At 68.7% G+C, this 26,525-nt stretch carries 25 protein-coding genes and 1 pseudogene; 14 read left to right on the plus strand and 12 right to left on the minus strand.

The window, feature by feature from the left end; all coding sequences use genetic code 11:
- Positions 1-233: 233 nt before the first annotated feature.
- On the minus strand, positions 234-638 hold the full coding sequence (locus OG252_RS45005) for a winged helix-turn-helix transcriptional regulator (RefSeq protein ID WP_329343578.1): 405 nt from the start codon (positions 636-638) through the stop codon (positions 234-236).
- A gap of 237 nt (positions 639-875) precedes the next feature.
- Here OG252_RS45005 and OG252_RS45010 point away from each other — a divergent pair, with 237 nt between their 5' ends.
- Complete coding sequence (locus OG252_RS45010) at positions 876-1,529, plus strand: FMN-dependent NADH-azoreductase (RefSeq protein WP_329343580.1); 654 nt, start codon at positions 876-878, stop codon at positions 1,527-1,529.
- A gap of 454 nt (positions 1,530-1,983) precedes the next feature.
- Positions 1,984-3,210 (plus strand): FAD-dependent oxidoreductase, encoded by a 1,227-nt coding sequence (locus tag OG252_RS45015; RefSeq protein WP_329343582.1) that lies wholly within the window; start codon positions 1,984-1,986, stop codon positions 3,208-3,210.
- A 64-nt stretch (positions 3,211-3,274) separates the two neighbouring features.
- Here OG252_RS45015 and OG252_RS45020 read toward each other — a convergent pair whose 3' ends face one another.
- The 4 genes and pseudogenes from OG252_RS45020 to OG252_RS52475 all read right to left on the minus strand — a co-directional run bounded on the left by OG252_RS45020 (position 3,275) and on the right by OG252_RS52475 (position 5,962).
- Positions 3,275-3,511 (minus strand): hypothetical protein, encoded by a 237-nt coding sequence (locus OG252_RS45020; protein WP_329343584.1) that lies wholly within the window; start codon positions 3,509-3,511, stop codon positions 3,275-3,277.
- 318 nt (positions 3,512-3,829) lie between these two features.
- Positions 3,830-4,165, minus strand: coding sequence for a DAPG hydrolase family protein (locus OG252_RS45025; protein WP_329343586.1), 336 nt, complete (start codon positions 4,163-4,165; stop codon positions 3,830-3,832).
- Between the two features lie 17 nt (positions 4,166-4,182).
- Positions 4,183-4,428 (minus strand): hypothetical protein, encoded by a 246-nt coding sequence (locus OG252_RS45030; protein ID WP_329343588.1) that lies wholly within the window; start codon positions 4,426-4,428, stop codon positions 4,183-4,185.
- Positions 4,429-4,884: 456 nt separating this feature from the next.
- Positions 4,885-5,962: pseudogene (locus tag OG252_RS52475) on the minus strand (serine hydrolase domain-containing protein).
- A gap of 80 nt (positions 5,963-6,042) precedes the next feature.
- On the opposite strand from OG252_RS52475, the gene OG252_RS45045 reads away from it, so the two are divergent.
- Complete coding sequence (locus OG252_RS45045; RefSeq protein ID WP_329343594.1) at positions 6,043-6,633, plus strand: TetR/AcrR family transcriptional regulator; 591 nt, start codon at positions 6,043-6,045, stop codon at positions 6,631-6,633.
- 214 nt (positions 6,634-6,847) lie between these two features.
- Here the strand turns inward: OG252_RS45045 and OG252_RS45050 are convergent, their stop codons facing one another.
- The 3 genes from OG252_RS45050 to OG252_RS45060 all read right to left on the minus strand — a co-directional run bounded on the left by OG252_RS45050 (position 6,848) and on the right by OG252_RS45060 (position 11,058).
- Positions 6,848-8,545, minus strand: a complete 1,698-nt coding sequence (locus tag OG252_RS45050) for an AMP-binding protein (RefSeq protein ID WP_329343596.1) — start codon at positions 8,543-8,545, stop codon at positions 6,848-6,850.
- A gap of 645 nt (positions 8,546-9,190) precedes the next feature.
- A complete protein-coding gene (locus OG252_RS45055; RefSeq protein ID WP_329343598.1) occupies positions 9,191-10,204 on the minus strand; it encodes a PDR/VanB family oxidoreductase in 1,014 nt (337 codons plus the stop codon).
- Positions 10,205-10,227: 23 nt separating this feature from the next.
- Positions 10,228-11,058 carry an SDR family oxidoreductase gene (locus OG252_RS45060; RefSeq protein ID WP_329343600.1) on the minus strand — a complete coding sequence of 277 codons (831 nt, stop codon included), beginning with the start codon at positions 11,056-11,058 and terminating at the stop codon, positions 10,228-10,230.
- 443 nt (positions 11,059-11,501) lie between these two features.
- On the opposite strand from OG252_RS45060, the gene OG252_RS45065 reads away from it, so the two are divergent.
- From OG252_RS45065 to OG252_RS45115, 11 genes are all read left to right on the plus strand, one after another.
- A complete protein-coding gene (locus OG252_RS45065; protein WP_329343602.1) occupies positions 11,502-12,518 on the plus strand; it encodes an ABC transporter substrate-binding protein in 1,017 nt (338 codons plus the stop codon).
- Positions 12,519-12,583: 65 nt separating this feature from the next.
- Complete coding sequence (locus OG252_RS45070; protein ID WP_329343604.1) at positions 12,584-13,408, plus strand: ABC transporter ATP-binding protein; 825 nt, start codon at positions 12,584-12,586, stop codon at positions 13,406-13,408.
- Positions 13,405-14,265 (plus strand): ABC transporter permease, encoded by an 861-nt coding sequence (locus OG252_RS45075; RefSeq protein ID WP_329343607.1) that lies wholly within the window; start codon positions 13,405-13,407, stop codon positions 14,263-14,265. Before OG252_RS45070 ends, OG252_RS45075 begins: the two co-directional genes overlap by 4 nt.
- Before the next feature lie 98 nt (positions 14,266-14,363).
- Complete coding sequence (locus OG252_RS45080) at positions 14,364-15,593, plus strand: cytochrome P450 (RefSeq protein WP_329343609.1); 1,230 nt, start codon at positions 14,364-14,366, stop codon at positions 15,591-15,593.
- 77 nt (positions 15,594-15,670) lie between these two features.
- Complete coding sequence (locus tag OG252_RS45085) at positions 15,671-15,874, plus strand: ferredoxin (protein WP_329343610.1); 204 nt, start codon at positions 15,671-15,673, stop codon at positions 15,872-15,874.
- Complete coding sequence (locus OG252_RS45090) at positions 15,871-16,311, plus strand: nuclear transport factor 2 family protein (RefSeq protein ID WP_329343612.1); 441 nt, start codon at positions 15,871-15,873, stop codon at positions 16,309-16,311. The genes OG252_RS45085 and OG252_RS45090 overlap by 4 nt, the downstream gene beginning before the upstream one ends.
- A 44-nt stretch (positions 16,312-16,355) precedes the next feature.
- A complete protein-coding gene (locus tag OG252_RS45095) occupies positions 16,356-17,318 on the plus strand; it encodes an alpha/beta hydrolase (RefSeq protein WP_329343614.1) in 963 nt (320 codons plus the stop codon).
- A 346-nt stretch (positions 17,319-17,664) separates the two neighbouring features.
- On the plus strand, positions 17,665-18,795 hold the full coding sequence (locus OG252_RS45100; RefSeq protein WP_329343616.1) for an LLM class flavin-dependent oxidoreductase: 1,131 nt from the start codon (positions 17,665-17,667) through the stop codon (positions 18,793-18,795).
- A gap of 31 nt (positions 18,796-18,826) precedes the next feature.
- Positions 18,827-19,993: a flavin reductase gene (locus tag OG252_RS45105; RefSeq protein ID WP_329343618.1), complete on the plus strand. Its 1,167-nt coding sequence runs from the start codon at positions 18,827-18,829 to the stop codon at positions 19,991-19,993.
- Positions 19,990-21,996, plus strand: a complete 2,007-nt coding sequence (locus OG252_RS45110; protein WP_329343620.1) for an acetoacetate--CoA ligase — start codon at positions 19,990-19,992, stop codon at positions 21,994-21,996. The genes OG252_RS45105 and OG252_RS45110 overlap by 4 nt, the downstream gene beginning before the upstream one ends.
- A 60-nt stretch (positions 21,997-22,056) precedes the next feature.
- A complete protein-coding gene (locus OG252_RS45115) occupies positions 22,057-22,884 on the plus strand; it encodes an alpha/beta fold hydrolase (protein ID WP_329343622.1) in 828 nt (275 codons plus the stop codon).
- A gap of 20 nt (positions 22,885-22,904) precedes the next feature.
- Here the strand turns inward: OG252_RS45115 and OG252_RS45120 are convergent, their stop codons facing one another.
- The 4 genes from OG252_RS45120 to OG252_RS45135 form a co-directional block, all read right to left on the minus strand.
- Positions 22,905-24,173, minus strand: coding sequence for a PucR family transcriptional regulator (locus OG252_RS45120; RefSeq protein WP_329343624.1), 1,269 nt, complete (start codon positions 24,171-24,173; stop codon positions 22,905-22,907).
- On the minus strand, positions 24,170-24,865 hold the full coding sequence (locus OG252_RS45125) for a TetR/AcrR family transcriptional regulator (protein ID WP_329343626.1): 696 nt from the start codon (positions 24,863-24,865) through the stop codon (positions 24,170-24,172). The genes OG252_RS45120 and OG252_RS45125 overlap by 4 nt, the downstream gene beginning before the upstream one ends.
- A gap of 29 nt (positions 24,866-24,894) precedes the next feature.
- The gene (locus OG252_RS45130) at positions 24,895-25,221 is read right to left on the minus strand and encodes a hypothetical protein (RefSeq protein WP_329343628.1); all 327 of its coding nucleotides are present in this window, start codon (positions 25,219-25,221) and stop codon (positions 24,895-24,897) included.
- Positions 25,222-25,375: 154 nt separating this feature from the next.
- Positions 25,376-26,389: a hypothetical protein gene (locus OG252_RS45135; RefSeq protein ID WP_329343630.1), complete on the minus strand. Its 1,014-nt coding sequence runs from the start codon at positions 26,387-26,389 to the stop codon at positions 25,376-25,378.
- Positions 26,390-26,525 lie beyond the last annotated feature (136 nt).

Below are 26,525 nucleotides of genomic sequence, written 5' to 3' on the forward strand. Positions count from 1 at the left end.
CCGGACCGCGCCCGCTGCCGACGCTCTGATCCGCGTGGCGGACTGGGCCGAGGTCCGCAGGCTGCACCGGGCCGAGTAGGTGCCGATCAGGGCGACCGCCCGGCACCTGGGCACCTCGAAGAACGCGAGGAGACTGCGCACATTCCGGGAAAGTGAGCGTCGGACCTGCTCTGCTGCCACCGAATACGGGACCGAACCGCTGCGGCGCGCACCTCCTCCGGCGACCCGCGAGTTTACGAGCCCGTTCGGCGGGGCTTCACGGGCGTCGCATCGTGGCGGAGGCGAGCCTGCTCGACCTCGGGCATGTTCGCGTCGGCCCAGTTCTGCAGGGTTGCGAAGACAGGTTCCAGACTGCGACCGAGTGGGCTGATCTCGTACTCGACGCGTGGCGGGACTTCGGCGTGGTAGGTGCGGATGACCAGGCCATCACGCTCCAGTTGGCGCAGTCGCTGAGTCAGCACCTTCGGAGTGATTGTGGGAATGCGGCGCTCCAGTTCCACGAAGCGCTGAAGTCCGAACTCGTTGAGCGCCCACAGGATCGGAGTGGTCCAGCGACTGAAGACCATGTCCACGACCGGGTCGATCGGGCAGGCGTGCTCGGGGGAGAGGCTGGTTCCGGCCTGTGCTGTGTTGTGCATCACACGAGCCCCTTTCGCCAATACTTTCCTGTGGGTACCTACTGGCCTGGTCACAGTAGCGTCGTCAGCAGTGTTGGCCGCAAGGGCAGGCACGAGTACGAAGAACCACGTACGCACATGCTGCGGCGGTCGTGTCCACCCGGCTCGGACCGCGGTGAGGCCCCAGTGGGACTTCGGAATCCCAGCTCTCGCCAACCGAACCTCAGCGCAATTCCCCACGCTTTCCGGGAGATGAACATGGCCACGCTGCTGCACATCGACTCGTCCGCATTCCCCGCTGAGGCGTCTACGTCACGCACGGTGACGGACGTTTTCCGCAAGGCGTGGGAGGCGCAGCACCCCACCGGCGCCGTGATCTACCGCGACCTTGCCGCGCACCCCGTGCCGCACATCACTGCCGACGCCTATCTGGCCGCCATGACCGACCCGGCTACGCACACTCCCGGGCAGGCTGCCGCTTTCGCCGCGCGGCTGAAGCTCGTCGAGGAGTTGGAGAGTGCCGATGCGGTCCTGATCGGTGTTCCCATGTACAACTTCAGCATTCCTTCCAGCCTGAAGGCATGGCTGGACCACGTGATTTACCTCGGCCGCACGGTGCGCGCTGACAACTCGAAGATCAAGGGCACGCCCGTCACGGTGGTCTCCAGCCGCGGCGGCTCGTACGCACCGGGCACCCCGATGGCACCGAACGAGCACGTGCTGAACTACCTGGAGTCCGTCCTCACCGGGCTGCTCGAGGTAGAACCCCACTTCATCGTCGCCGACCTGACGATGGCCGCGAACATGCCCGGCATGGAACACCTGATCCCGGTCGGCGAGAAGTCCCGAGCCCAGGCCCTGGAGGACGCCACCGCCAGGGCGAAGGAACTCGCCGACAGCCTCGCCGCATAGCCTGCACGGCCACACTCCTCACGCCGTGGGCTCAGGCTGACGGCGTGAGGCCGTTATGGTCGGAGAGTTGCCTGGTCGGGTAGCTCGGTCGGGCGGGCGTAGGACAACAGGACCTCCTGACAGCACGAGGGTTGCTTAGGTCACTTCCGTCTGGGGCGTAACCACCGCGGCCACATCACCGAAATTGGCGCTGAACCGCTCGCCTGCCCCATGTCGTTCGCCGTGTTCTCCGAGACTTTCTTGGCCTCTACGACAGTGGGTCACCGAAGTCTGCGGTGACCGGGTGGAAGGTCCCGTCCGCGGATGTGACCTGCTGGCTTACCGGCCGGGGGACTTCTTGCCGGCCCGGTACCAGGCTCCCCGGACCGTTACCCGATTTTCCGGCGTGGCTGCAGCGGGGGAGCAGTTGATGCGTCTGTAGCGAGATTTCGTATCGTTTCGAAGTGAGGTCTGCATGTCGTCTTCTCCTCATGTATCAAACCGCGGACGGGTCGCCGTCGTCGGTGCGGGCCCGGCCGGGATGGCGACGGCACTCGCCGTCGCGCAGGCCGGCCACGAGGTCGTGGTCTACGAGCGCTATCGCGAGGCCCGGCCGGCCGGGAACATCCTCAACCTGTGGCCGCCTCCCATGAAGGCGCTCAAGGCGCTCGGCGTGGACACGTACGACCTCGGCGCCCCGACACGCAATGTCTTTCAGAACAGCCGGGGCCAGCAACGTGCCGACGTCCGGCTGGACCCTCGGATCGTTGAGGAGTTCGGCGGTGGGTTCATCGGCCTGCTGAGACCCGAGCTTTACGAGCGTCTTCTCGCGGTGATGCCGCCGGATGTCCTACGGTTCAATCAGGCGGTCGAAAGCATCGACCAGGACCAACGATCAGTACGCCTGCGCTTCGCGGACGGCACCACCGCCGAGCACGACGTCCTGATCGGTGCCGACGGGATCGACTCCCTGGTCCGTAAAACCCTGTGGGGTGACTCCCCGAAGCGCGAGCACCGGCTCCACATCTTCGGTGGATTCACCTTCGCCCTCCCGGCGAGTGCCCGTCCAGGGTTGGCGGTGATCGGGCACGGCCGGGTGGTGCAAGGCAGCTGGACGGCGATTCGTCACAAGGGTCGCGACGGATACCAGTGGTGGACCCTGACCGCCACCGATCCTCTGGCACCGGCCCCCGCGGACCTGAAGGCCGCCGCGGCCGAGCTCGCCGCTGAGTTCGTCCCGCCACTGCCCGACCTCATCGCCGCGACCGAGCCGCAGAACGTCCAGCGCTGGGTCCTCCGGGACCGTGTGCCGATCAAGCAGTGGTCGAAGGGCCGGGCCACCCTCGTCGGCGACGCCGCCCACCCGACGTCCCCCTACGCGGCCTACGGCGCGGGTATGTCCATCGAGGACGGGTACTTCGTCGGCCGTGCTCTGCGCGGCGTCGACCTCCGTGACTTCGCCGCCGTGCGGGCGGCGCTCCAGTCGTACGAGGACCCCCGTAAGCCGCACACCGCACGTCAGGTGCAGTTCGCGTTCGCGCTCGGCAAGTTCTTCCATCACATGCCGAGACCGCTGCGTCCTCTCCGCGACGCTGTGCTCGACCACACGCCCTTCTTCCAGAAGGTCGCGGGAGACAGCAACCCTCAGGCGATCATGAAGCAGCTCATGCTGATCGAGGACGACACTCCGTCCAAAGGGTAGGCAGCGTAATTGGCGAGTGCCGGAGTCAGCGTGGATTGACTGCGGGGTGATTGATCGCAGGAGGTCAACTGCCGCCGACGCGCCGGTGCTCCTGCCGCTGGAGGGACGAGGTTGCCGGTGTCCTCGTCGGTTGGAGCGGCGGACAGAATTTCGGCAACGCCGTCGCGGACGTACTGCTCGCCTGCCGTTGAACCGGGCGGCCGGTCGCGTCCGAGGGCAGCAGCCAGGACAGCCGCGGCTTTCGCTTGCCGAGACCCAGCGCCCGGTCGTGCTCGACAAGTAGGCCGGTGGGTGCGGTCATGAAGTGACCTGTTGCCGCACCACCGGGATGAGCGGGTGGGAGTCGTGGCTGCCGCGAACTCTTCGTGCAGGGCGGGGAGGAAGGAGGCGAGGTGGTTCATCTCTGCGGCGCAGTGGTGCAGCAGGTCGCGGCCGAAATCGGGTCCCAGCATCCGCCCGGCGAGGCGAGGCGAGGCGCGAGGGTGTTGCCGAGTGCTCGGGCGGGCTTGGTGGTGATGAGCGCGGCGCCGCGGCCCGGTACTGAACGGCCGGGCAGATCAAGCAAGCGCTGCTGGTTGATGAAGAATCGGCTGCGCATTTCGCAGCCGTGGGCGGTGGGTCAGATCTGGTGGATCAGCCAGCCCAACGCGAGAGGGTACTGGCTCAGGGTGACCCGGCCGCAGATGGCCGTGCGGCCGGGTGCGGGTTCGTCGAAGCCGAGGCGTGTGGGATTGACGAAGCGGACCGCCAGTCGGCTGATCTCGCCCCCGACGTACTCGTCGACGTAGCCGACGTTGTCGATGTACCGCTGGCGGTGGGTGAGTGAACGGTCGGCGCTGCGATCTTCCCCGACCGTGCAGAACTGGTGGGCGTCGGGGTGCCAGAGCTTGTACCGGGCGGAGTTCCTGGCCCAGCCGAACCACCAGTCCCACATGTCGGCTGTCAGGTCGGGCATGTGGGTCAGACAGGAGATCATGTGCCGCCGGGGAGGTGGGTCCAGCCGGTTTCCCTGGCCTGGTGGCCGGGGCGGGACATGATGCGGGCGGCGTCACGTATGTCGTAGGCGTGTTCGGTGGGGGCTATGCCGGACAGGAGGGATTCGCGGACGTGGTCCTGGATCGGGAGCGTCTGGGCTTGGAAGTACTTGGCGTGGGGCTTTGCCTCATCGTCGTCCCGGTAGCCCAGATAGCGGGGCTCGGTGGCGTAATTGGCGGGCATCGGGGCACGGTCTGCGGGGGTGGGCTGGTAGACGATCATCACTGGGCTTTTCGTCGAAGAGGTGTGCGGCGAAGTAGGCGGAACGGGTTCATCGGCGAGCGCCGCGCCGACCGCTCGCCGCACGGGCGATCGGATGGACCCGCAGACCGTGGCCTCGGGCTGACCTCGACGTCAACCGCTGGCAGATGATCCTGCTGGGCTGCCGCCCGCCAGTAGGGTGGGCACAACGCCGAAGACGTCACACCAGCACCCTGACCAGCGACTCGAAGGTAGTGACGGCTCAGTGCGCTGATCGGGGGAATGGAATTCGGTCGTGGCGGGAGCGGGGACGCCCGCCTCCGCGGTCGTCCGACTCCTGCCAGAAGGTCCGTCGGAGCACGCTGTGTATGAGCGTGCGCACCTGATTCCCGGACAGGACGGCTCCCGGTACGTCGGCCAAAGAGGACAGGCTGGAGCTCAGTCCTCGACGGCTGCCAGGGCGAGGTCGTTGATGCGCTGGAGGCGGATCATGTGGTCGAGTCCCTCGATGAATCCCGCAGAGAGGAAGATGACGGTCAGGTCCCGCTGTGGGTCGATGATCCAGCCGGTGGAGGCGCCGCCGACGGCCCCGAAGGTGTCGGGGGAGGCGGTCTGCCCGATCGGGGTGAGGTGGTGGCCGGTGCCGCGGGTGTAGCCGCCGAGGAGGGTGTACTTGGCGGGCACGGAGTCCAGGTGGCGGGCCTCGGTTTCGGAGACCACGGCATCGTTGAGGAGGTCGCCCGTGTGGTTCTTGCGGGCGTAGTCGAACAGCGCGGGGGACAGGACGCGCTGTCCGTGGGCGGTGCCGCGGCCGCGCAGGACCTCGGTGAAGCGGAAGACGTCGTCGATGGAGGAGTAGGCGTTGCCGCAGGGCATCTCCGCGTTCTCGTCCAAGGGGCGAGCCGAAGCTGGTGCTGTCCATGCCGAGGGGGGCGAACAGGTCCTCCTCGGCGATTTGGCCGAAGCCGCGGCCCTTGGGGTCGGTGTTGACGAGGATCTGGCCGAGCAGGTCGTAGCCGACACCGGAGGTGTACACGCAGCGGGTGCCGGGGGTGTAGGCGAGCGGCATGGCGTTGATCGCGGCGACCTTGGCGGGCAGGTCGCCGACCTTGTCCAGGCCCAGCGGCGGGGGCACCAAGGCGAAGGGGAGGCCGGCCGTGTGGGACAGGAGCTGGCGGACGGTGCCGTGGGCCTTGCCCGCGGCGCCGTAGCCGGGCACGAGGTCGGCGATGTAGGTGTCCAGGGTGAACCGGCCCTGGTCGATGGCGGCCAGGACGAGCGCGGCGGTGTAGGACTTGGACATCGACATCAGCACATAGCGGTCGTCGACGTCGGCGTCGCGGTCGGGGGCGATCGTGCCCAGTGCCGTACGGTGCACGATCTTCCCGCCGCGGGCGACCAGGACCGCGGCGCCGTAGTGGCGTCCGGCGTCGATGTCGGCCTGGATCGACGCGTCCAGGCGGGCGAGCGCGGCTTCGTTCATGCTGACGGATGACGGAGTGGCGAGGTCGGACATGACAATCTCCTTTTTTAGATACTATGAGTTTCTAAAATCGAACTCGCTCTCCAAGAAACGCAACGTATCTAGGAGGAGTCTTGGGTGAGAGACGTCCGCGCCGCACGGCAGCCGCCGTCGAACGGGCGGTTCTCGATGCAGCCTTCGACGAGTTGCGGAAGCATGGCTATGCGCGGGTCACCTTCGAGGGGGTGGCACGCCGGGCCGGAACGAGCAAGCCCGTCGTATACCGGCGCTACAGCACCCGCGCCACGCTCGTCCTCGCCGCCCTGCGCGCCTACTTCACAGACACAGCGCCGGCACCGTGCACCGGAACCCTGCGCACCGACTTGATCGCCTGCCTGGAAGCCGCGCAGGCACGCGCCGCCCAGGTCGGCGAGGAGACGTACCGTGCCTTGCTCGGCGAAGCCGACGCTGAGCTCCTGGACGCTCTGGCCGCGCTCATCGAGGGGGCCACCGCCGATCTGGAGCGCGACATCATTGCTCCGGCCCGCGCGCGCGGCGAGCTCGGGCCCAATCCCCTCCCTGCGGACGTCCTCGCACTCCCCGCCATCATGTTGCGCGACCGCGTTCTCTTCGGCAGGACCACAGGCAATGAAGCGGCGGAAATCGTCGACCGGGTGTGCCTGCCCGTGTTCCGCGAGTGCAGTGGTCTCCGTCCACGCCCTTGAACCCGTGCACCTGCCAAACTAGCGGCAACCGACAGCGTCGGCCCAGGGTCGGTAACCGGACTCCCGCGGGCCTTTTAACGACGAGAGCCGACCGCGGCCGAGCTGCGGGGCGAGCGCGCCTTGATGGTGCCCGTTCGCCAGCGACTCTCTGTTCTTGACCACCCTGGGGTGCGGCGTGGCGAGCATCCCGCAGGCCGCTCGCCACGCTGTTGGTTCAGCTCTTGAGGTCGGGGAACTGGTCGTCGCGCCACTCCCCGGCGGAGCCGGTCCGTGCCGGGTCGTTCTCACGGGCGCGCAGTTCGACGCGGCGGATCTTCCCGGAGATGGTCTTGGGAAGCTCGAAGAACTCGATCCGCCGGACCCGCTGATACGGCGCGAGGTTGTTCCGTGCGTGCTGCAGGATCGATTGCGCGGTGTCCTTCGTCGGCTCGTGGCCGGGCGCGAGCGCGATGTAGGCCTTGGGCACTGCCAGCCTCACCGGGTCCGGCGCCGGGACGACCGCGGCCTCGGCGACTGCCGGGTGTTCGATGAGCACGGACTCCAGCTCGAACGGGCTGATCTTGTAGTCGCTGGCCTTGAACACGTCGTCGGTCCGGCCGACGTAGGTGATGTATCCGTCCAGGTCAGCGACCGCCACGTCGCCTGTGTGGTAGTAGCCGCCGGACATCGCCTCGGCAGTGCGCTCGGCGTCCCCCTGGTAGCCGCGCATCAGCGACAGCGGTCGCCGGGACAGATCGAGGCAGATCTCGCCCTCGCCGGGGCCGTCGAGCGGCCGGCCGCTCTCCGGGTCCACGAGGATCACCGGCACCCCCGGCAGCGGGCGGCCCATCGAGCCGGCCCGTACCTCGGAGCCGGGGGTGTTACCGACCTGCGCGGTGGTCTCGGTCTGCCCGAACCCGTCGCGGATCGTCAGCCCCCACGCCCGGCGGACCTGCCCGATGACTTCCGGATTGAGCGGCTCGCCCGCCCCGATGGCCTCCCGCAGTGCGGGCGGGCGTTGCCCGAGATCAGCGTTGATCAGCATGCGCCAGACCGTCGGCGGCGCACAGAACGTGCTGACCTTCCGTTCGCGCAGCTGGCTCAGGAGCGCGGCGGCGTCGAAACGCTTGTAGTTGTAGACGAAGACGGTGGCCTCGGCGATCCACGGCGCGAAGAAGCACGACCAGGCGTGCTTCGCCCACCCCGGTGAGGAGATGTTGAGGTGGACGTCGCCGGGCCGCAGCCCGAGGAAGTACAGCGTCGACAGGTGGCCCACCGGGTACGAGGCCTGGGTGTGCTCCACCAGCTTCGGACGCGACGTCGTGCCGGAGGTGAAGTACAGCAGCAGCGGGTCACTCGGCGCCGTTCCCGGGTGCGTGACAGGCACGTGGTCCAGCTCCGCCGCAGCACGAAGGTCCGCCCAGCCGGGCGCCTGCCCGACACTGAAGCGGCTGTAGTCTCCGGGCACCCCGGCGAATCGGCCCGCGTCCACCGCGTTGCAGATGACATGCCGGGCTTCGCTGCGGGCGATCCGGTCGGCAAGGTCAGCGGCACCGACCGCGCTGGTCGTCGGCAGGATCACCGCGCCGAGCTTCATGATCGCGAGCATCGACTGCCAGAGTTCGACCTGGTTGCCGAGCATCAGCAGCACCGGATCGCCCTTGCCGACGCCTTGGCCGGCCAGCCATGCCGCCAGGCGGTCGGAGTCCTGTGACATCTGTGCGAACGTTCTCTCGGTGGAGGAGCCGTCCTCCTCGACCAGGACCAGCGCGGGACGGTCGTTGTCCCTGGCGATCGCGTCGAACCAGTCCACCGCCCAGTTGAAGCGCTCACTCAGCTCGGGCCAGCGGAACTCCGCCACGGCTCGCGCGTGGTCCTCGCGCAGTGCCAACAATTGGTCCCGGGCGGCACGATAGGCGTCGGTCACGTGCATCGGGTGCTCCTTCTTCTTGCCGGCTGTTCGTCAGCCCGGCTGTATTTCTTGGGTCGTTGTGTTCGGCCCTGCACCGCCCCGTGTTCGGACGGTCGTCGGTAGAGGGCAGTTGTGGAAAGGGGGCCAGGGGAAGGGGAGTGGGCTTCCGGCCAAGCGCGAGGTGGTGCCCGTCCGATCGCGCTTGGTGCGCGGACAGCGGACGCTGTGCGCAGCCGGGGCGGTCGCGAGCACGAAACGACCGGCGAGTTCGAGCCCTCGGCGGCCACGCCGCAGTCGCAGCGCGGTGATTGGAGGGTCTCCCCGGTCATTTCTGAGTTCTCGGCGACCATGGGCGGCGGTTGGACAATGGCGGCGCGAGCGCTCGGCAGCGGAGCGCCCCCGATTCCTCTCGTACCGCACGAAGAACGCCACCTGTCCCGGCGTGACGAACCCGGCGCGACGACCGGGTCTCCCTCGTTCGCCCGGTCGGCATCGTCGACAACCACCACCCGACCGCCCGTAGGGGCAGCGACGGCACGCTGGACGCTCGCCGTGCGTGTCATGTCACCTGATGTGGCGGTTGTGCCGTCCGCTTGGCCGGGACTGCGCGGGCTGGCTCGCCTCCCCCGTTGGCCAGCGCTCATCTGCGCGTTCACCCCGAGTTGCTCACAGATCGAGGACCAGCCGGGGTGTGCGCGAACGCGAGACGCAGATCATCATGCAGTCGTTGGCCTGCCGATCGCCCTCGTCGAGCACTGAGTCACGGTGGTCGGGCTCGCCCTCCAGCACGGGTGTCTCACAGGTGCCGCAGGTGCCCTCACCGCAGGCCGAGAGCACCCCGACCCCAGCCTCTTCGACGACGTCGAGGATCGAGCGGTCGGGTGGGATGGGAAGGGTCAGCTCGCTCTGCGCGAGGTACACCTCGAACGCTTCCGTCCGGACCGGTGCGGTGAGCGGCTTGGCAGTGAAGCGCTCGGTGTGCAGGGAGCGTGGCGGCCAGCCGACGCAGCGTTGTTCGACCGCCCGCAGAAGGGGCTCGGGGCCGCAGCAGTAGACCTTCGTGTCGGGCTGGGGCGTGCCGAGCAGGGCGTCGAGGTCGAGCAGACCTGCCTCGTCCTGCGGGTGGACCGAGACCTTGTCGCCGTAGTGGGCGAGTTCGTCGAGGAAGGCCATGGACGCACGCCGGCGGCCACCGTAGACAAGCTGCCACTCCGCCCCCGCTGCCTCCGCGGCCGCGATCATGGGGAGGACGGGGGTGATGCCGATCCCCCCGGCGATGAACAGGTAGCGCGGTGATTCGACCAGCGGGAAGTTGTTCCGCGGTCCCCGGACCCGGACGGTGTCGCCGACCTGAAGATGGTCGTGAACGTAGCGGGAGCCGCCGCGGCCGTCGGGATCGTGAAGGATGCCGAGCCGCCACGTGTGGTGGTCGGTGACGTCGCCGCACAGCGAGTACTGCCGGGTCGGCGCGTCCTTCAGGATCAAGTCGACGTGGGCACCCGGATCCCAGGGTGGCAGCGGATGGCCGGCTGCCTCTCGCAGGGTGAGGGTCACCACGCCGTCGGAGACCACCTTCTTCTCCTCGACCCGGACATCGGCCTCGAACTCGCCCGCGGCCAGGGTGACGGTGGTGGGGGCGGTGTCGCACTCACCGTGCGGGCGGTGGTGAATCTGGGTCATGGACAGGTCCTCGGGTGCGGTGGTCACTGCGGCGGGTCCACGAAGATGTCGAGTTCGGGTTCGTCTCCGCCGCCGTAGCGGGCGAGGTCGGCGATGCCGGCTTCCGCGAGGACATCGGTGTCGATCAGCGTCTGGCCGGTGCGTTCCCGAGGTGGGCGAGCCAACACCGCGACGGCTGCGTCGGCCATGATCTCGGGGTTCCGGGACTGGGACGCCAGGGCCTCGCCGCCGAGCACGTTGACCACAGCAGCGGTAGCGATGGTCGTCCGCGGCCACAGGCAGTTCGCGGCGATCCCGGCGTGGGCGTACTCGGCGGCGAATCCGAGGGTCAGCAGGGTCATTCCGTACTTCGACAGCGTGTAGGCCGGGTGGGCGCCCAGCCACCGCGGCGACAGGTTGAGCGGGGGCGACAGGCTCAATATGTGCCCGTGGTCGGACTTTTTGAGGAAGGGCAGGCAGGCGCGCGTCAGCAGAAATGTGCCCCGGCTGTTGATCGACTGCATCAGGTCGAACTGTTTGACCGGCAGCTCCTCGGTGCCCAGCAGAGAGATGGCACTGGCGTTGTTGACGCAGACGTCGACGCCGCCGAACCGTTCGGCCGCGGTCGATACCGCCCGCTCGACGTCCTCTGCACGCCGGACGTCCCCGACCACCGCTACGGCGGAGCCGCCTGCCCGCTCGATCGCCGCGACCGCCGTGTGCACGGTACCCGGCAGCCGTGGATCAGGAGCGTCCGTCTTGGCCAGGATGACGGCGTTGGCGCCCTCCTTGGCCGCGGCCACGAGAATGGCGAGGCCGATGCCCCGACTTCCGCCGGACATGACCATCGTCCGGCCCTTGAGTGACGTTCCCAAGCTGGTGCTCCTCTCACGTGCGCTCTTCGGAGTGCGCGTTGCTGCCCGATCCGCGGCGGTCTTTTCCGGATGCGTCCGCGGCGGACAGAGGCCGCCGGCAAGACCTGCGGGCGCTGGAACGGGTGAGGCTCCACCACGAGTGCCGGGATACGTCAGTGTGCCGCTGACGAAGGCAGGACTCATTAACGGTTGCCGTGAACTTGTGTGTCCGAAAGATGCCGTATCCCGTCATGGTGGTGAACGGGCGGCCATGCCACGGTGACACCTCCGCTCAACGACGAGCGACTGCCGATGGAGGCCGACTCGCCATGATCAGCCCACGTTCCGCTGCACTCCGCAGACCTGAGAAGGCCACCGACTCCGCTCGGTCACGACGGACCCGAGAAGGCCGGGCACGTCTGCGGACCGCTCCCCGACTCGCGCTTGTCGCGGCCGGTCTCGCTGTGACGCTGTTCGCCGCAGGGTGCGGTTCGTCCACCAATGACGGGAGCGGAAGCGGTGACAACGCCGCGCCCCAGACGCTCAAGACGGTCGTGGGATCGCCCGGCGTCGCGCACGGCCTCTACTACGTCGCGAAGCAGAAGGGCCTGTTCGAGAAGAACGGCCTGACGGTGGAGCAGGTCTCCGGAGGTGTCAGCAACGCCGCTGCCCTGCTGGTTTCAGGAAAAGCCGACATGCTGGTCGGGGGCACGTTGTTCGCGGTTCCCCTGGCGACGCAGGGCAAGGACGTGTCGGTGGTGTTCAACAACAGCGACTACGGCCTGACGTTTGCCTCGCTGGTCGGGCAGAAAGGCCTGACCCTCAAGGAACTGCGAGCCAAGGGATCGGATTGCCGGATCGCCGTCACCGGCGCCGGAACGATCCTCTACGGCTGGCTCCTCGACGTGTCCAAGGCCTACGGCCTCGAGTGTGAGAACGCCACCCAGGACAGCCTGCAGGGCCTGACCGCCGCCGTCGCCAGCGGTGCCGCGGACGCGGCTGTGGTCCTGCCCGAGCAGGCCGCGGCTCTGTCGAAGGCGGGAAACGCGGGCATGCTGATCGACCCGCTCGCCATGACAGCCAAGCAGCGCGCCGCCGCAGTCCCGGGCACTGCGTATCCCTCCGGCGCGATGCTGGGGATGAAGAAGAACCTCTCGGCCAAGAGTGAGGCCGTCACCCGATACGTCCGTGCGCTGAAGGAGGCGTCAGCCGTCGTACACAGCTCAACCCCGCAAGAGCTCGCCGAGATCGTCAAGAAGGATCCGGACTTCGCGCAGAACCCGGTCGAGAGCCTGGCGATCGGCTGGACTGACCTCAAGGCGCGGACTCCGTACGGTGCGAACGCCGGCCGGATCACCGAGGAAGGCTGGCGGACCTCTCTGACCAGCATGCAGCACTGGGGGCTGTCGGACTTCTCGCCCGACGACCCCAAGCTCGCCTACTCCGCTGCGGTCGACATGTCCTACCTCGACGCGAGCTGACCCGCGTGTCCGACGCACCCGCAGGCGGGGCCCTTGCCCCGCCCCGTCGTAGAAGGAGAAGCCACGTGGTCACGAACACTCTGGGACAGGCCTCCGGGGACGCGGTACGGCCTGAGGGGCTGGGCAGTGCCCTGACGGCGACGCGGCTGAGCTACCGCTACCCGAACGGCCTGCAGGCCCTCGGAGACTTCACGACCGACATAGAGCAGGGCGAGATCGTGAGCATCGTCGGACCGAGCGGTTGCGGGAAGTCGACTCTGCTCCGGATCCTGGCCGGTCTGCGCGACCCTTCGGGTGGTGCTCTGGTCCGTGCCGAGCCAGAGGCCGGGCGCCACACGTGCACGATGGTGTTCCAGGAGGACACCCTGCTGCCCTGGCTGAAGGTCGCGGAGAACGTCCGTCTCTTCCATCGGTTCCAGGGCGAGCGTGCCTCGCGGAGTCGGCAGCGCATCACGGAGCTGCTGGCGATGGTGGGTCTGGAGCGGTTCGCCGACTCGTACCCCTCGCAGCTGTCCGGCGGAATGCGGCGGCGGGTCGCGGTGCTCACGGCGGTCGCGCCGCTGCCGGCCCTGCTGCTCCTCGACGAGCCGTTCTCGGCGCTCGACGAGCCGACGAGGATCTCCGTCCACCAGGACGTCTACCAGCTGGTCCGCAGGTTCGGCATCACCGCCGTGCTGGTCACCCACGATCTGGGGGAGGCGGTCAGCCTGTCGGACCGGATCCTGCTGCTCAGCAAGGGACCGTCGACGATCGTCCAGGAGTACCGCACGCCGTTCGGCACCGATCGCGACCTGCTCGACGTCCGCTCCGATCCACGGTTCCTGGAGATGTACGGCCAGATCTGGCACGACTTCCGGCAGCAGTCCGCCGAGACGGAGGTGGGAGCATGACGACGCAACTCGACGCGCCCCTCGCTGCTCCGGGGAAGGTCACGACACGGGATCGGCGCCGCATCAGGGTGTCGTGGGCGGTCACCCGGCTCGTGATCCAGCTGGCGTGTGTCGCCGGGTTCCTGCTGGCGTGGGAGTACGTGCCGCGGATCCCGGGCATCGCCGGGGACGTGAAGTGGCTCGACCCGTTCTTCATCAGTGCGCCGTCACGGGTGGCGGAGTCGGTCTGGGACCTCGTCGCGGGGAACGTCCCGGGCGCGTCGTTGTGGTCCTATCTGTACACCACACTCTTCGGGACCATCGTGGGCGCGACGATCGGTCTGGTGCTCGGCGCGCTGGCCGGGCTGATACTGAGCAACAGCCCCAAGCTCAGTGACGTCCTGCGGCCGTTCATCGTCATTCTCAACTCCGTCCCCCGGGTCGCGCTGATCCCCGTCATCGTGATTCTGGTCGGGCCGTCGCGAGGGGCCTCGGTGATCTCCGTGGCGATGACCGTGTTCTTCCTGGGCTTCTTCAACGCCTACGAGGGCGGGCTGACCATCCAGCAGGCCATGCTGGACAACGCCAAACTGCTCGGCGCCAAGAAGGCCGCGGTCATGCGGACCGTGCGACTGCCCATGGTCGTCATCTGGACGTTCGCCGTCGTCCCCAACGCCATCAGCTTCGGGCTGCTCTCGGCGGTCTTCACCGAGCTCCTCGCCGGCATCCCCGGCATGGGCACGCTGCTGCAGAGCGCGACCGTGAACGTGAACGCGGACCTGATGTTCGCGGTGGTCGTCATCCTGGCGGTCGTGGGCCTGGTCCTGTACGGGCTCGCCCTGAAGCTGCGGAGCGCCGTCATCCGATGGGAACGGTGATCGCCGTCCCGGCCTCCGCGCCGTCTCGCCCCCCATACCGGCCCGCCGACCCGCGGGCACACGGACCACGAACCCGCACGAGCATCAAGGAGGATGTTGTGGGATCAGCCACCGCCGAGCTGGATCTGAACGAACTGCCGCGCATGGAGTGGGACTGGATCGCGAACGAGGAGAGCGATCCGACCCCGCTGCTGAACGAGCTCCGGGAGCGGACGTGGATCGCCGCCAGCGACCGTGGACTCGAGGTGTTCCGGTACGAGGACGTGTCACGTCTGCTCCGTGACCGCAACCTGCAGAAGCAGCCTCACCGGATCATGAACCGCGTCCACGAGATGGGGATCACCGAGGGGCCCGTGCATGATTACCACGAGCGTTCGATCCTGACGCTGGACGGCGATCCGCACGTCCAGGCCCGGCTGCCGCTGTCCGCCTTCTTCGCTCCCCGCCGGGCGGAGAGGCACCGGGAGGCGGCCCGGTCGATCGTGGAGCGTGCCATCGCCAGGGTCGCCGACCGTCCGGTCATCGACGTTCTGGACGAACTCGGTGAGATCATCCCGGCGGAGATGTTCTGCCACCTTGTCTCGGCTCCGCCGGAGCTCGGGCCGACGGCGGCGAGGCTGGCCGACAGCATGCTGACGCCGTTGATCGAGCGCGGGACGGACCGCACGGCGGAACACGTGGCGGCCTACCACGAGCTGATGGACCTGCTCGGCGAGCTTCTGGCGGAGCGGCGGCGCACGCCGGGGGAGGATGTGCTGTCGGATCTGATCGAGATGAATCGCGACGGCAAGCTGACCGAGCAGGACCTCCTCGACCAGGCCGGCATGCTCCTGGCGGCCAGCATCGACAACACCGCCCACCAGCTCACTTGGGCTCTCGGCGCCCTGCTCGGGGAGCCGGGGCAGTGGGCCGCGGCCGCGGCCGGCACCTACGCGCCGGCCCAGATCGCCGAGGAGTCCCTGCGTCACGCCACGATCGTCAGTTCGATCATGCGCTTTCCGGTGGAGACGTTCGAGTACAAGGGCCTGACCATCCCGGCAGGCCGGCCGGTCTTCCTGCATGTGCGGTCGGCGAACCTCGATCCGCGGGTGTTCGAGGAACCCATGGAGTTCCGGCCGGACCGCACGATGCGCCCTGGCCCGATCAACTTCGGCTCGGGTGCCCACACCTGCCTCGGTCAACATCTGGCCCGCCTGGAGATGCAGGAGTTCCTCACCCAGTTCCCCGCGGCGTTCCCGGACGCCGAGCTCGCCGAGCCGCTGAGGAACTCCTACGGCCCGTTCGCCTCGAGGGTCCGGCGCTGCGTGATCCGGCTGAACGCCGCATGACGGCACGGATCACCACCTCACACGGCGTCACCGACACACCCCGCACGACGGCAGAGACACCAGAGGAGGACCCCGTGGTGGCAACCATCCGAGTGGACCGGGAGGCATGCTGCGGCAACGGCATGTGCTTCGCGATCGCACCAGAGGTGTTCGACCTCGGCGACGACGGAGCGGTCGTGCTTATCGACCCGAAGCTGACCCCGCAGAACGAAGCCGCGGTCGGTCAGGCGATCGCCAACTGCCCCACGGGGGCCATCGAGGTCGAGGGGGAGTCGTCATGACCAGCGCCCCGGACGTACCCCTTGAGGAGTCGGCGATCGCCGCGATCGAGCGGGCCTGCCTGCGCCTGGTCCATGCGTTCAACCACCGGGCCGACGAACGCGACCACGACGGAATCCTCGCCCTCTTCACCGAGGACTGCCTGTACGACTTCGCGGGCAAGGAGTTCAGGGGGACGGCCGCTCTGCGGTCGGCCCTCGCCGCGGGCCCATCGGACCGGGGAATGGTCCACATGTCCTCGGACGTGATCGTGGACGTCCTCGACGAGCAGTCCGCCACGAGTCGTGGACACGTCCTGATTGCCGAGATCTTCGGCTCCGAGCGGGCGCCCGTGCGGTTCGCCTCGTTCGCCGACGAGTACCGGCTCACCGACAAGGGCTGGCGGATTCAGCGGCGCCGGCTCCGGCACACCCTGACACCGGTCACCGATAAGGCGTGACCACGGCCGTCCACTAGCCCCCCTTCTGAACACAAGGATGATCCATGCAGCCACCCATCAAGGAGGACGTGCCCTACGGCTACGCCGGGCGCGATCTGCTGGCCGATGTCTACCGGCCTGACCCCGACAACGACATCGGCATCGCCGTGATCCAGGTCCACGGCGGTGCCTGGCGGCGGGGAAGCCGCCAGATGCTGCGCCACATGTGCGAGCGGATGAGCGCTCTCGGGTACACGGTCGTCGCCCCCGAGTACCGCTTCCTCGAAGAGGCACCGTGGCCGGCGAGCCTGCACGACGTCAAGGCCGCGATCCGCTGGACCCGGAGCAAGGCCGAGGAGTTCGGGATCGACCCCGACCAGATCGTGCTCCAGGGACACAGTGCGGGCGCCCATCTCTCCCTGATATGCGCCGGCACACAGGACGACCCCGAATGGGAGGGCGAGAGCGGAACGCCCGGTGTCTCCACCGGCGTTGCCGCGGTCGTCACGGCGTATCCGGTCTGCCAGTTCTACCTGACGGACCCCGATCAGCCGAGGATGACCTATCCGCTGCCCGCCGTCGACGGCAGCATGCCCGCCTACCTCCTGTTCGAGGACGGGGAGGACGAGGAAACCGTGCGACGGGCCAGCCCGTTGTCGTACGCGGGACCCGGATACCCGCCGACGATGTTCTGGCTCGGCGGCGACGACGGGTACACCCCCGCCGAGGGCAGCTTCGCGATGTACCGGACTCTGCGTGACGCCGGGGTGACGGTCGACCTCCACATCGTCGGCGAGGCCCCGCACGGCTTCGACCTGACCGAGGCATACGGCGTCGAACTCCAGATCGCCGCCGACCAGTTCATCCGACGCATGCTGCGGGAGCGGGAGGAACGACAGGCCGCCGTGCGCGCCACCCTCCCGGAGCCGATGTGGTCCCGGACCCGCTCCGAGTTGGGACACCTCACCGGAGAGGGCAAGCTGCTCTTCGACACCCCGGGGCTGCCGGCACTCACCCACCGTCCCTGAGAGTTCGGATGGGTGATCAGGTCGGCGACCGGGGGAACTCGTTCCGGCCTCGTCCCAAACGGCCAGGCGCCGACAGCAGGTCATGTCCGAGCGGCAACGGCTTGACCAGAGACCACAGTTGATCCGACACCAGCCGCGACTGAGACTCCCTCTCGATCGTGGCTGGCCCATCGAGCAGACAAGCCGACAGCCACACGATCCCTGACTGCTGTCCGGCGCCACTCGGCAGCCCGCTCCATCCACCACTCATCGGGCATCTCGCGGCGAACCGCGCGCAAGCCGGCGGCCGGTTCGCCGGGGACGTGGGCGAACGGTCCGGCCCGTAGCAACGCGAGGAGAAGAACGCATGAGGCTCGGCTATTTCGCCATGCCCTTCCACCCACAGGACCGGGACTGGCGCGAGACCCTTGAGGAGGACCGGCAGGCGATCATCCTGGCGGACCGCCTGGGATTCCATGACGCCTTCATCGGCGAGCACCTGACGGACCGTTCGGAGAGCGTCACCAACTCCATGTTGTACCTGGCGACGCTCATCCACCACACGACCCAGATCCGGCTCGCGACGGGGACGAGCAACCTGTCGCACAGCCACCCGGCGCTGATCGCCGCGAACGCGGCCATGTTCGACCACCTCGCCGGCGGGCGTTTCATCCTGGGAGTGAGCCCGGGCGCCCTGCCCTCGGACGCGGAACTGCTCGGCATCCTGGACGAGGACCGCAACGCCATGTTCGCCGAGGCGATCGACGTGATCACCGAGCTGTGGCAGGGAGAGCCGCCGTACGACATCGGTGCGCCGGGCAACCGCTATCACGTCACCACCCGGCGGACCCTCGCACCGGAGCTCGGGTTCGGAGCGGTGCGCGGCCCGCTGCAACAGCCCCGCCCGGAGATCGTGGGCACAGTGGTCGCGCCCTACTCGAAGGGTGTCGTGGCGATGGGCGCCCGCGACTTCCACCCGCTCTCGGCGAACTTCCTGCTGCCGCAATGGGTGGCCACGCACTGGCCGAACTACGTCCAGGGCGCGGAGTCCGTGGGCAGGACCGCCGACCGGGCGGACTGGCGGGTGGCCCGCACCATCTTCGTCGCGGACGACGCGGCGACGGCTGCCGCGTACGGGCGCGACGACCCGCAAAGCCCCTACCGGCTCTACTACGACAAGATGGTGCGCAAGATGGGCACGGTTGGGCGGCTCAATCTCTTCAAGGCGGATCAGGACCGGCCCGACAGCGAGGTCACACTCGAAAGCGTGCTTGACGCGCTCGTCATCACCGGCACCCCCGAATCCGTGACGGAGCAGCTCCTCGTCCTCGACCACGACCTCGGTGGCTTCGGGGAGATCGTCTACGCCGGCATGGACTGGGTCGACGAACGCCTGGGCCGGCGGTCCATGGAACTGATGGCGAACGAGGTACTGCCCGCGGTGAACGCGGAGTTGGACAGGACAGTGCCCACAGCGCCCGCCGAAGTCGTCGGCTGAGCACCGCCCCGATCAGGAAGGAGCTCTTCGTATGCCGAGAACAACGATCGACTGCGACGGCACGGACCGCGATTCGTTCCGGCGCATCGCCGGTCATCTCGCCAGTGGTGTCACCGTGATCACGACCAGCGTCGACGGCCGGTCCTACGGCATGACGGCGAGTTCGGTGACGTCCCTGTCCCTCGACCCGCCGACCATGCTGGCGTGCCTGAACCGCAGCACCCCCACTGCGGAGGCCGTCCTGACGGCCGGGATGTTCGGCATCAACGTCCTGGGAACGGGACAGGAAGCGATGGCGAGCCAGTTCGCCGTGCCCAGCGACGACAAGTTCCGGGGCGTGGCAGTCGTCACCACTCCGGAGAGAGTTCCTCTGCTACGGGACGCGCACGCCCAGATCGAGTGCCAGGTGGCCGAGACCATCGACGTCGCCACGCACCGAATCGTCATCGGTCGCGTTGTCCGCGCCCGGGCCTTGGCCGGGCAGCCGCTGACCTACTACCGGGGCGGCTTCGGTCGGTTCCAGCACGTCGACGACGAGAAGGCGTACGACGCCGTCCGCGCCCTCATCCTCAGTGGCGGGTGGGTGCAGGGATTCCGCGAGGGCAGCGCTGTCGCCAAGGAGATCGGCATCGAGGAGTCTGCCGCCTTCTACGCGCTGACCCGGCTCAGCACCGAGGGCATCGTCGAATGGCTACCGGGCGAGGGGTACGGCATCACCGCCTTCGACGTCCGCGCGGCCGAGGAGGCGTACGAAGCGCGCTCGGTCATCGAACTGGGCGTCATCCGGGCCGGCCTGGACCGCGCCGGGGACGACGAACTGGCCCGGCTGTCCGACCGGTTCGAGGACATGGCCGCACTCATGGTGGACGACATGTTCACCGACACGCAGGCGTTCATGGAGGCGAACTTCCAGTTTCACCGGTCGGTGATCGCACTGGCCCACAACACGGCGCTCCTCACCGGGTTCGAGCGCCTGCACCTCGCGCAGATCATGGCGCGCCTGCAGGGGGTGACCGCGCAGTCGTCCCACCGGTTCATCGACGTACAACGTCGGCTGCTTGAGGCGCTGCAGCGACGCGACGCGGACGCCGCGGCCGCGGCGGTCCTGGAGTACACCGCGCTCGCGAAGGCCCGCGCGCGAGAGCTCGCCGGGGGCAGTGTGTGCCCGGTGCACCAGCGCGAGGAGGCGTCGGCGTGACCGAGCACACCGCCGTAGGGTCAGGCCCCGGCTCGGAGCCGGAACTTGTCTGGTCACCCGACCCCGCCCTCGCCCGGAACTCGCAGGTCGAGAAATTCCGGCGGGCTGTCAACGATCGCCTCCGGCTCGGGCTCGCCGGCTATCACGACCTGTGGAGATGGTCGGTCAGTGACCTTGCTGGATACTGGCAGGCGGTCGCGGACTTCTACGACGTCCGCTTCTCCGCAGCCTACGACCAAGTCCTCGCAGAGGAGCGGATGCCCGGCGCACGATGGTTCCCGGGCAGCCGGCTCAACTACACCGACCACGTCCTTCGCCATCAGGAGGCCGATGGGCCGGCGCTGGTCCATGTCACCGAGTCCGGTGAGCGCAGCGAGATCTCCTGGCCCGAACTCCGCCGCCAGGTCGCCGCCCTGGCCCGCACGTTGCGCGGCCTCGGCATCGGCGAGGGAGACCGGGTGGTCGGCTACCTGCCCAACACCCCGCACGCTGTCGTGGCGTTCCTGGCCGCCGCCGCGGTCGGTGCCACCTGGGCCGTGTGCGGGCAGGACTTCGCGGCGAGCGGAGCGGCCGACCGCCTCGCGCAGCTCGACCCGGCCGTCCTGGTCACCGTGGACGGCTACGAGCACCGAGGCAAGCGGTTCGACCGGCGCGCGGAGGTCTCGGCGCTGGCGGAGCTCCTCCCCACGGTGCGAGCCGTCGTGACAGTGCCCTCCCTAGGACTGCCGACGCCCCGGTTCCGGGGCCCCGACGCGGTCTCCTGGGCCGATGCCACAGCAGGTGACCCGGAGCTGGACACGGCGCAGGTCGCCTTCGACCATCCCCTGTGGGTGGTTTTCACCTCCGGCACCACGGGCAAGCCCAAAGGCATCGTCCACGGACACGGCGGGGTGCTCCTCTCTCACCTCGCCCAGCTCGGGCTCCAGTTCGACATCGGCCCGTCCGACCGGTGGTTCTGGTATACGACGCCCACCTGGATGCTGTGGAACCTCAACGTCTCGGTGCTCCTGCTCGGGGCCTGCCTCGTGACCTACGCCGGCGACGCGACCCATCCCGAGACCGGCCGGCTGTGGCAGCTCGCGGAGGAGACGAGCGCGACGCTGTTCGGGGCGAGCGCCGGTTATCTGGCGATCAGCGAGAAGCAGCGGCTGACCCCGCGCGCCACGTACGGCCTGGCAGCGCTGAAGACCGTCGGATCGACCGGCGCGCCGCTGGCCGACTCGGTCTACCACTGGGCGCGGCAGGCCGTCGGCGATCACGTGCCGCTCGTCTCCGTCACCGGTGGCACGGAAGTCGTCGGCGCGTTCGCCGGGGGCGCCCCGACCCTCCCCGTCCGGGTGGGGCGAATCCCCGGACCGGTCCTGGGCGTCGCACTCGACGCATGGTCCGAGGACGGCCGCCCCGTCCGGGACACCGTCGGTGAGCTGGTGATCACCCGGCCGGTACCGTCGATGCCGCTGCGGTTCTGGGACGATCCCGGCGATCAGCGATACCGGGAGAGTTACTTCGCCGCCTACCCCGGCGTCTGGCGGCACGGCGACTGGGTCACCTTCTGGTCCGACGATCTCACGCTGACGGTGCACGGCAGGTCGGACGCGACCCTCAACCGCGGTGGGGTGCGGCTGGGCAGCGCGGAGATCAACCATGCCGCGGAGCGGCTGCCAGAGATCGTCGAGGCGATGACTCTGGGGATCGAGGACTCGGACGGCGGGTACTGGATGCCCCTGTTCGTCGTCCTGAGCCCCGGCGAGGTGCTCACCGACGGCTTGCGCACGCGTCTGGTGGAGGAGATCCGATCAACGCTGTCCCGCCGGCACGTGCCTGACGACGTCGTGCCGGTCGACTCCCTGCCGCACACGCGCACGGGAAAGAAGATCGAGATCCCGATCAAGAGGATCCTCCAGGGCGCCCGCCCAGAGGACGTGGTCAGTCGCGAGGCCGTCGACGACTGGGCCGCTCTCGAGCGATTCACCACCCTCCGACGACGCTCCCCCGACCGCTGACGGAGCCCGCGTTCGTCCGTCACCCATATGTGATCCACACACCCGGAAGGTGGAGAGCCCATGAGCATGGAGAGCACCGCAGCCCGCGCGGCCACGGAGTTCACGAGTCCCTTCGTCGAGACATCCCTGGGAACAGTGCACGTCCGACGGGGTGGTGACGGGCCACCGCTGATGCTGCTGCACAGCAACGGGCTGTCGTGGCGAGAGTTCGAGGCGTCCATGGAGCACCTGGCGAGAAGGTTTCACGTCGTCGCGTGGGACATGCCCGGGCAGGGCGACTCCGATCCCGTGCCGTGGGACACACCGATCGACGGATACGCAGACGCCGCATCGGAGGTGATCGATGACCTGGGACTTGACCGACCGTTCGTGGCGGGCTGCTCCGTGGGCGGTTTCATCGCCGCGTCCCTCGCGGCACGACGAGGCGAGCAGCTGGCTGGCGCGTTCCTCGTGGAGTTCCAGTTCGGCGGGGAGCAGTGGTTCGCCCGGAACTGGGCGACCGTGGAGACGCTCTTCGCCGTCCCCACCATGACGCCTGACCAGGTGCAGGCCCGGCTTGTGCAACCGGCCGCAGAGGGAGTCGCCCACCGGTGGAACATCGACCGCAACAAGGCCGGCGCACGGTCGATGATGGGCGTCATGTGGGCCATCCGGCGGTACGACATCCGCGCCGCCCTCGAAGGAGCCACTGTGCCCGTGGACGCACTCTTCGGCGACGCAAGTCCGACTGTGGCGTACTCCGCCGCCGTGACCGAGGCGCTGGGCATCCGCGGGCGGGTCCAAGTCGTGCCGGGCGCCGGGCATTTCGTCAGTATCGACCAACCCGACGTCTTCGCGGACGCGGTGGCCGCCTTCGCCGGTCGCAGCACGGTTGCGCCGAAGCCGTAGGCCGCGACCGGCGTTCCTCGTCAGAGCCCGGAGGCCAAGCCCGTCGTGTCCGAGCTGTCCTTCGACGGCAGGCCCATCGTCGCGCGCAACCGCAGAGCGATCTGGAGTTCCGTCCGGCGCTCCGCCAAGGAGTGGCCGAGGAGTTCCTCGGCACGTCGCAGCCGGTTGCGGACGGTGTGCTCATGCACTCCCAGGGCCACAGCGGTCTGCACGTGGCTTCCATACGCGTACGACGCTTCCACGGTCTGCCGGAGCCGCTCGGCCGACGAGGAGTCCTCGGCCAGTGGTCCCAGTTCGTCCTCGACAAAGCGCCGTGCGGCCTCAGGCGCCTGGAGCAGCAACACGTCGAGCTGCACGTCCGGGTAGTGAAGCACCCGACCGATCATGGGGCCGACGGTGCGGAGCTTCGCCATTTCCGCGAGTTCGCGGTGGGTCTGCTTCAGGCCCGGAACGCCCGCCGCGGGGCGCGTCACTGACATCGTCAGTTCCCGCAGCCACCCTTCGGAGAGGATCACTTCGACCGAGGCTAGGGGCCACGAGCGTGGACGGCCCAGCCAGAACACCGTCTCCGCAACCCCGATAGGCATCGGCAACAGTCCGCCGGCCCCGGAGAGGTGCCTCAGATCTTGGGCGATGCGCGTCGCCTCGGAAGGCGCGATGTCGCTGATCTGTATCGCCAGATGCACGTGTGTCAGGTCGTATCCGAGCACGGACAGAAGATCCGAGGTGTCTACCGGATCCGTCCGATTCAGCAGGTCCAGGATGATCTGCCGACGTATCTGCTGCCCGGTTCGGCGGAGTTCGGCCTCCTGATCCGCGAACTCGGCGGCGACCATTCCCTGCACGGCATCCGAATACTCCAGCATACGCGCGACGCTCGCCACCAGATCAGCGGCGACGGTGGCGGTCGGCAGTCCCCGGCCGGTCCCCTCCTCGGCCACGACGGAGCCCCAGTCCTCGACCGCGGCCTGGATCCCCAGCCGGTAGGAGTGCTGCAGTGCGTTCTGCGAACTGCCGATCTCGGCCTGCTTGCGCGCGAACCGCAGCGGTTCCCTGAGCTCCAGAGACTCCAAGTCGACCGTGCCGAGCATGTAATGCCGCAGATGCCGCAGGTTCTCGGAGACACTGCTCCGGAGCAGCTCGACGAAGGGGGCGTCTTCGCGGCGGCCCGGGAATGCCCCCTCCGTGCCTCTGGCCGCGATGCGCTCGATCAGAGAGTCGAGGTCCCAGTGGGCGAGCGGTTCGCGAAGCCAGTCCGCAATCGGTTTCGTTCTCGTCGCTCCGGTCACAGTGGCTTCCTTCTGCCGGCGTCCCCGCGATGCGGTTCCGAGATGCTCGGCGGTGCGGGGGCCTCAGTGCTTTCGAGCTCGAGCAGGGCCGAGAGTCCGAGTCCGGCGGAGGGTACTCCGTGGGCGATGCGCTGGAGAGCTGTGTCCAGGACCGGGGTCGGAGCTGCGTCGGCGCTTTCCGCCCAGTTCAGGGCGACGGCGAGCAGGGCGCCCAGCATGGCGCCGGCATCCGCGCGGACGCAGGGGTCGGCCTGCTGCCCGGTGCGGTGCGCCAAACGGTGGGCCAGGTGTTGGACGTCGTCCTCAAAGGTACTGAGCAGAGCGGTGCGGAGGTCAGGCACGGTGAGGATCAGTCGCCAGCGGCTGCGCGCTGTCAGAGCGTCCCGCCCGGATTCGGACGCCGCCGGACGTCCGGGCCCGCCGTCGGTGCGGCCGCTTGCCGGTGCCGCTGCCAGGTGTCGCAAGGCGTCCAGGGCGGACAGAGAACCACCGTCGGATGCGAGGACCAGGTCGGCCTTGGTGGGGAAGTAGCGGAACACGGTGCTGGGGGAGACGTCGGCGGCTGCGGCGACGTGCTCGACCGTGATGGGAGCGTAGCCATGTTCGGTGAACAGCCGTACGGCCTCGGTCTGGATGACTGTCCTGGTCTTGGCCTTCTTACGTTCGCGCAGCCCGGCCTTGTGGCGTGTCACAGCCGGTGGCCGATGCGCTGATGTCGGGGTCACCACAGATCCTCCGCTCGCATCAGGGTCCATTCGGGGACGCCGTCGCGCTGGGTGACGGTGAGGACGATGTCGTCGCCCGTGCAGGACGCCATCTGCCGGGCGCGGCCGAGGAGGGCCACCAGACCCAGGTGGAAGTCGCCGGGCAGGGGACTGCCTGGCTGTGCCTGCGCCAGGACGATGTCGGCGCAGGCATGGAGGCGTCCTGTGACCCGGAGCGATGTGCTGCTGAGGGCGAGGAGGGTGTCGGCGCGGACAAGGACCAGGGCGGGGTCATCGCTTCCGACGGTTTCGGGCTCGTGCCCGTGGAGCCATACGTGTGCCATCGGTGCGGCGACCTTCGTCCGGAGGCGGGACGGCAGCCGCGGACATCTGCGTGGTGTGGTGGCCGTGGTTGCTCGTCGGTCCGATGCAGTGGGGGTTGCAGGGAAGGGCTTCGGGCGGCGCTCTGCGGCGCCGCCCTCGTGCCTCGTTCTTTTGTCAGACGAGCTGGGCTTGGGGGGCCGGCTGGTCTGTGGCGCTCTGGCGGGAGCCGCGCTGGTCGGCGATCAGGATCAGGGCGAGGCCGAGTAGGATCCAGCAGCCAAGGGTGAGGGCGGGGCCGCCGGCGCCGGTTCCGTCGAAGAACGCGTTGGCGCGCAGGAGGCTGCCGGAGGCGCCGGGTGGGAGGAGCTGGCCGACAGTGGCCCAGCCGTTGGGCAGCCAGTGCGGTCCGCTGGCGAGGCCGGAGAGCGGGTTGCCCAGCAGCATGATGACGGCCGCGCCGAGACCGTAGCCGGTCATTCCCATCAGGGACTGCAGGCCCAGGAGGGTGAGGGCAAGCGCCGCCATGCCCAGCGACAGGCCGAGGCTGGTGATCCAGTAGTTGCCGCTCAGCGATCCCGTGCCGTACTGGAGCAGGGCCGCGACGGCGAAGCCCGCCACCGCAGCGAAGGCGATGGTTCCTGTCAGGCGCAGCCACCGTCCGGCGTGGCCGGGGAAGAGGCGCGAGAGGAGCATGGCGGGGATCATGCCGCCGAAGATCATGGGGAGGGCGGCGGAGGACAGGCCCGCGCCCCTCGGGTCGTCGGCGGTGAATGGCCTGAGGTCGGTGACGGTGACGTCGGCCTGTTGCTGCTTGGCGAGGGCGGTGACCGCGTTGGTCAGGGCGGCCGTGGACTGGGCCCCTCCGGCGGTGGCGGTGTACGCGGTGATGTGGCCCGAGTCGAGGACCATGCCGCCCATGACGTCGCGATCCTCTATCGCCGCTTTGAGGGCCTGCTCGTCGTCGTACGTGGTGACGTCCCATTCCTCGCCGGACAGGGCCTTACTCACGGCCGCGGTGGCAGTCTGAGGACCTGTGACGCCGATGGGGACGTTATGCGGGCCACTGTGGATCGAGGGGAGGGCGAACGCGCACAGCATGGCGACGACGACGGCAGCCAGGCCCACCACGACGACCGCGAGCTTGCGGCCCTGTCCGGTGTGGTCGGGTGGTGCGGCGGATTGCGTCATGAGGTGATTCCTTGCAGGTATGGTGAGTGGGTCTGGGCTCGGATGCCGACGTTTGAACGCGGCGGGGTTTGCTGACACGTCCCTTAGACCACGGTGGTGTGCCGGGGATGCGGCTGTGTCACGGCCGTGGCAGTCT

The sequence above is a fragment of the Streptomyces sp. NBC_01352 genome (genome assembly GCF_036237295.1).
Classification (GTDB): Bacteria; Actinomycetota; Actinomycetes; order Streptomycetales; family Streptomycetaceae; genus Streptomyces; species Streptomyces plumbiresistens.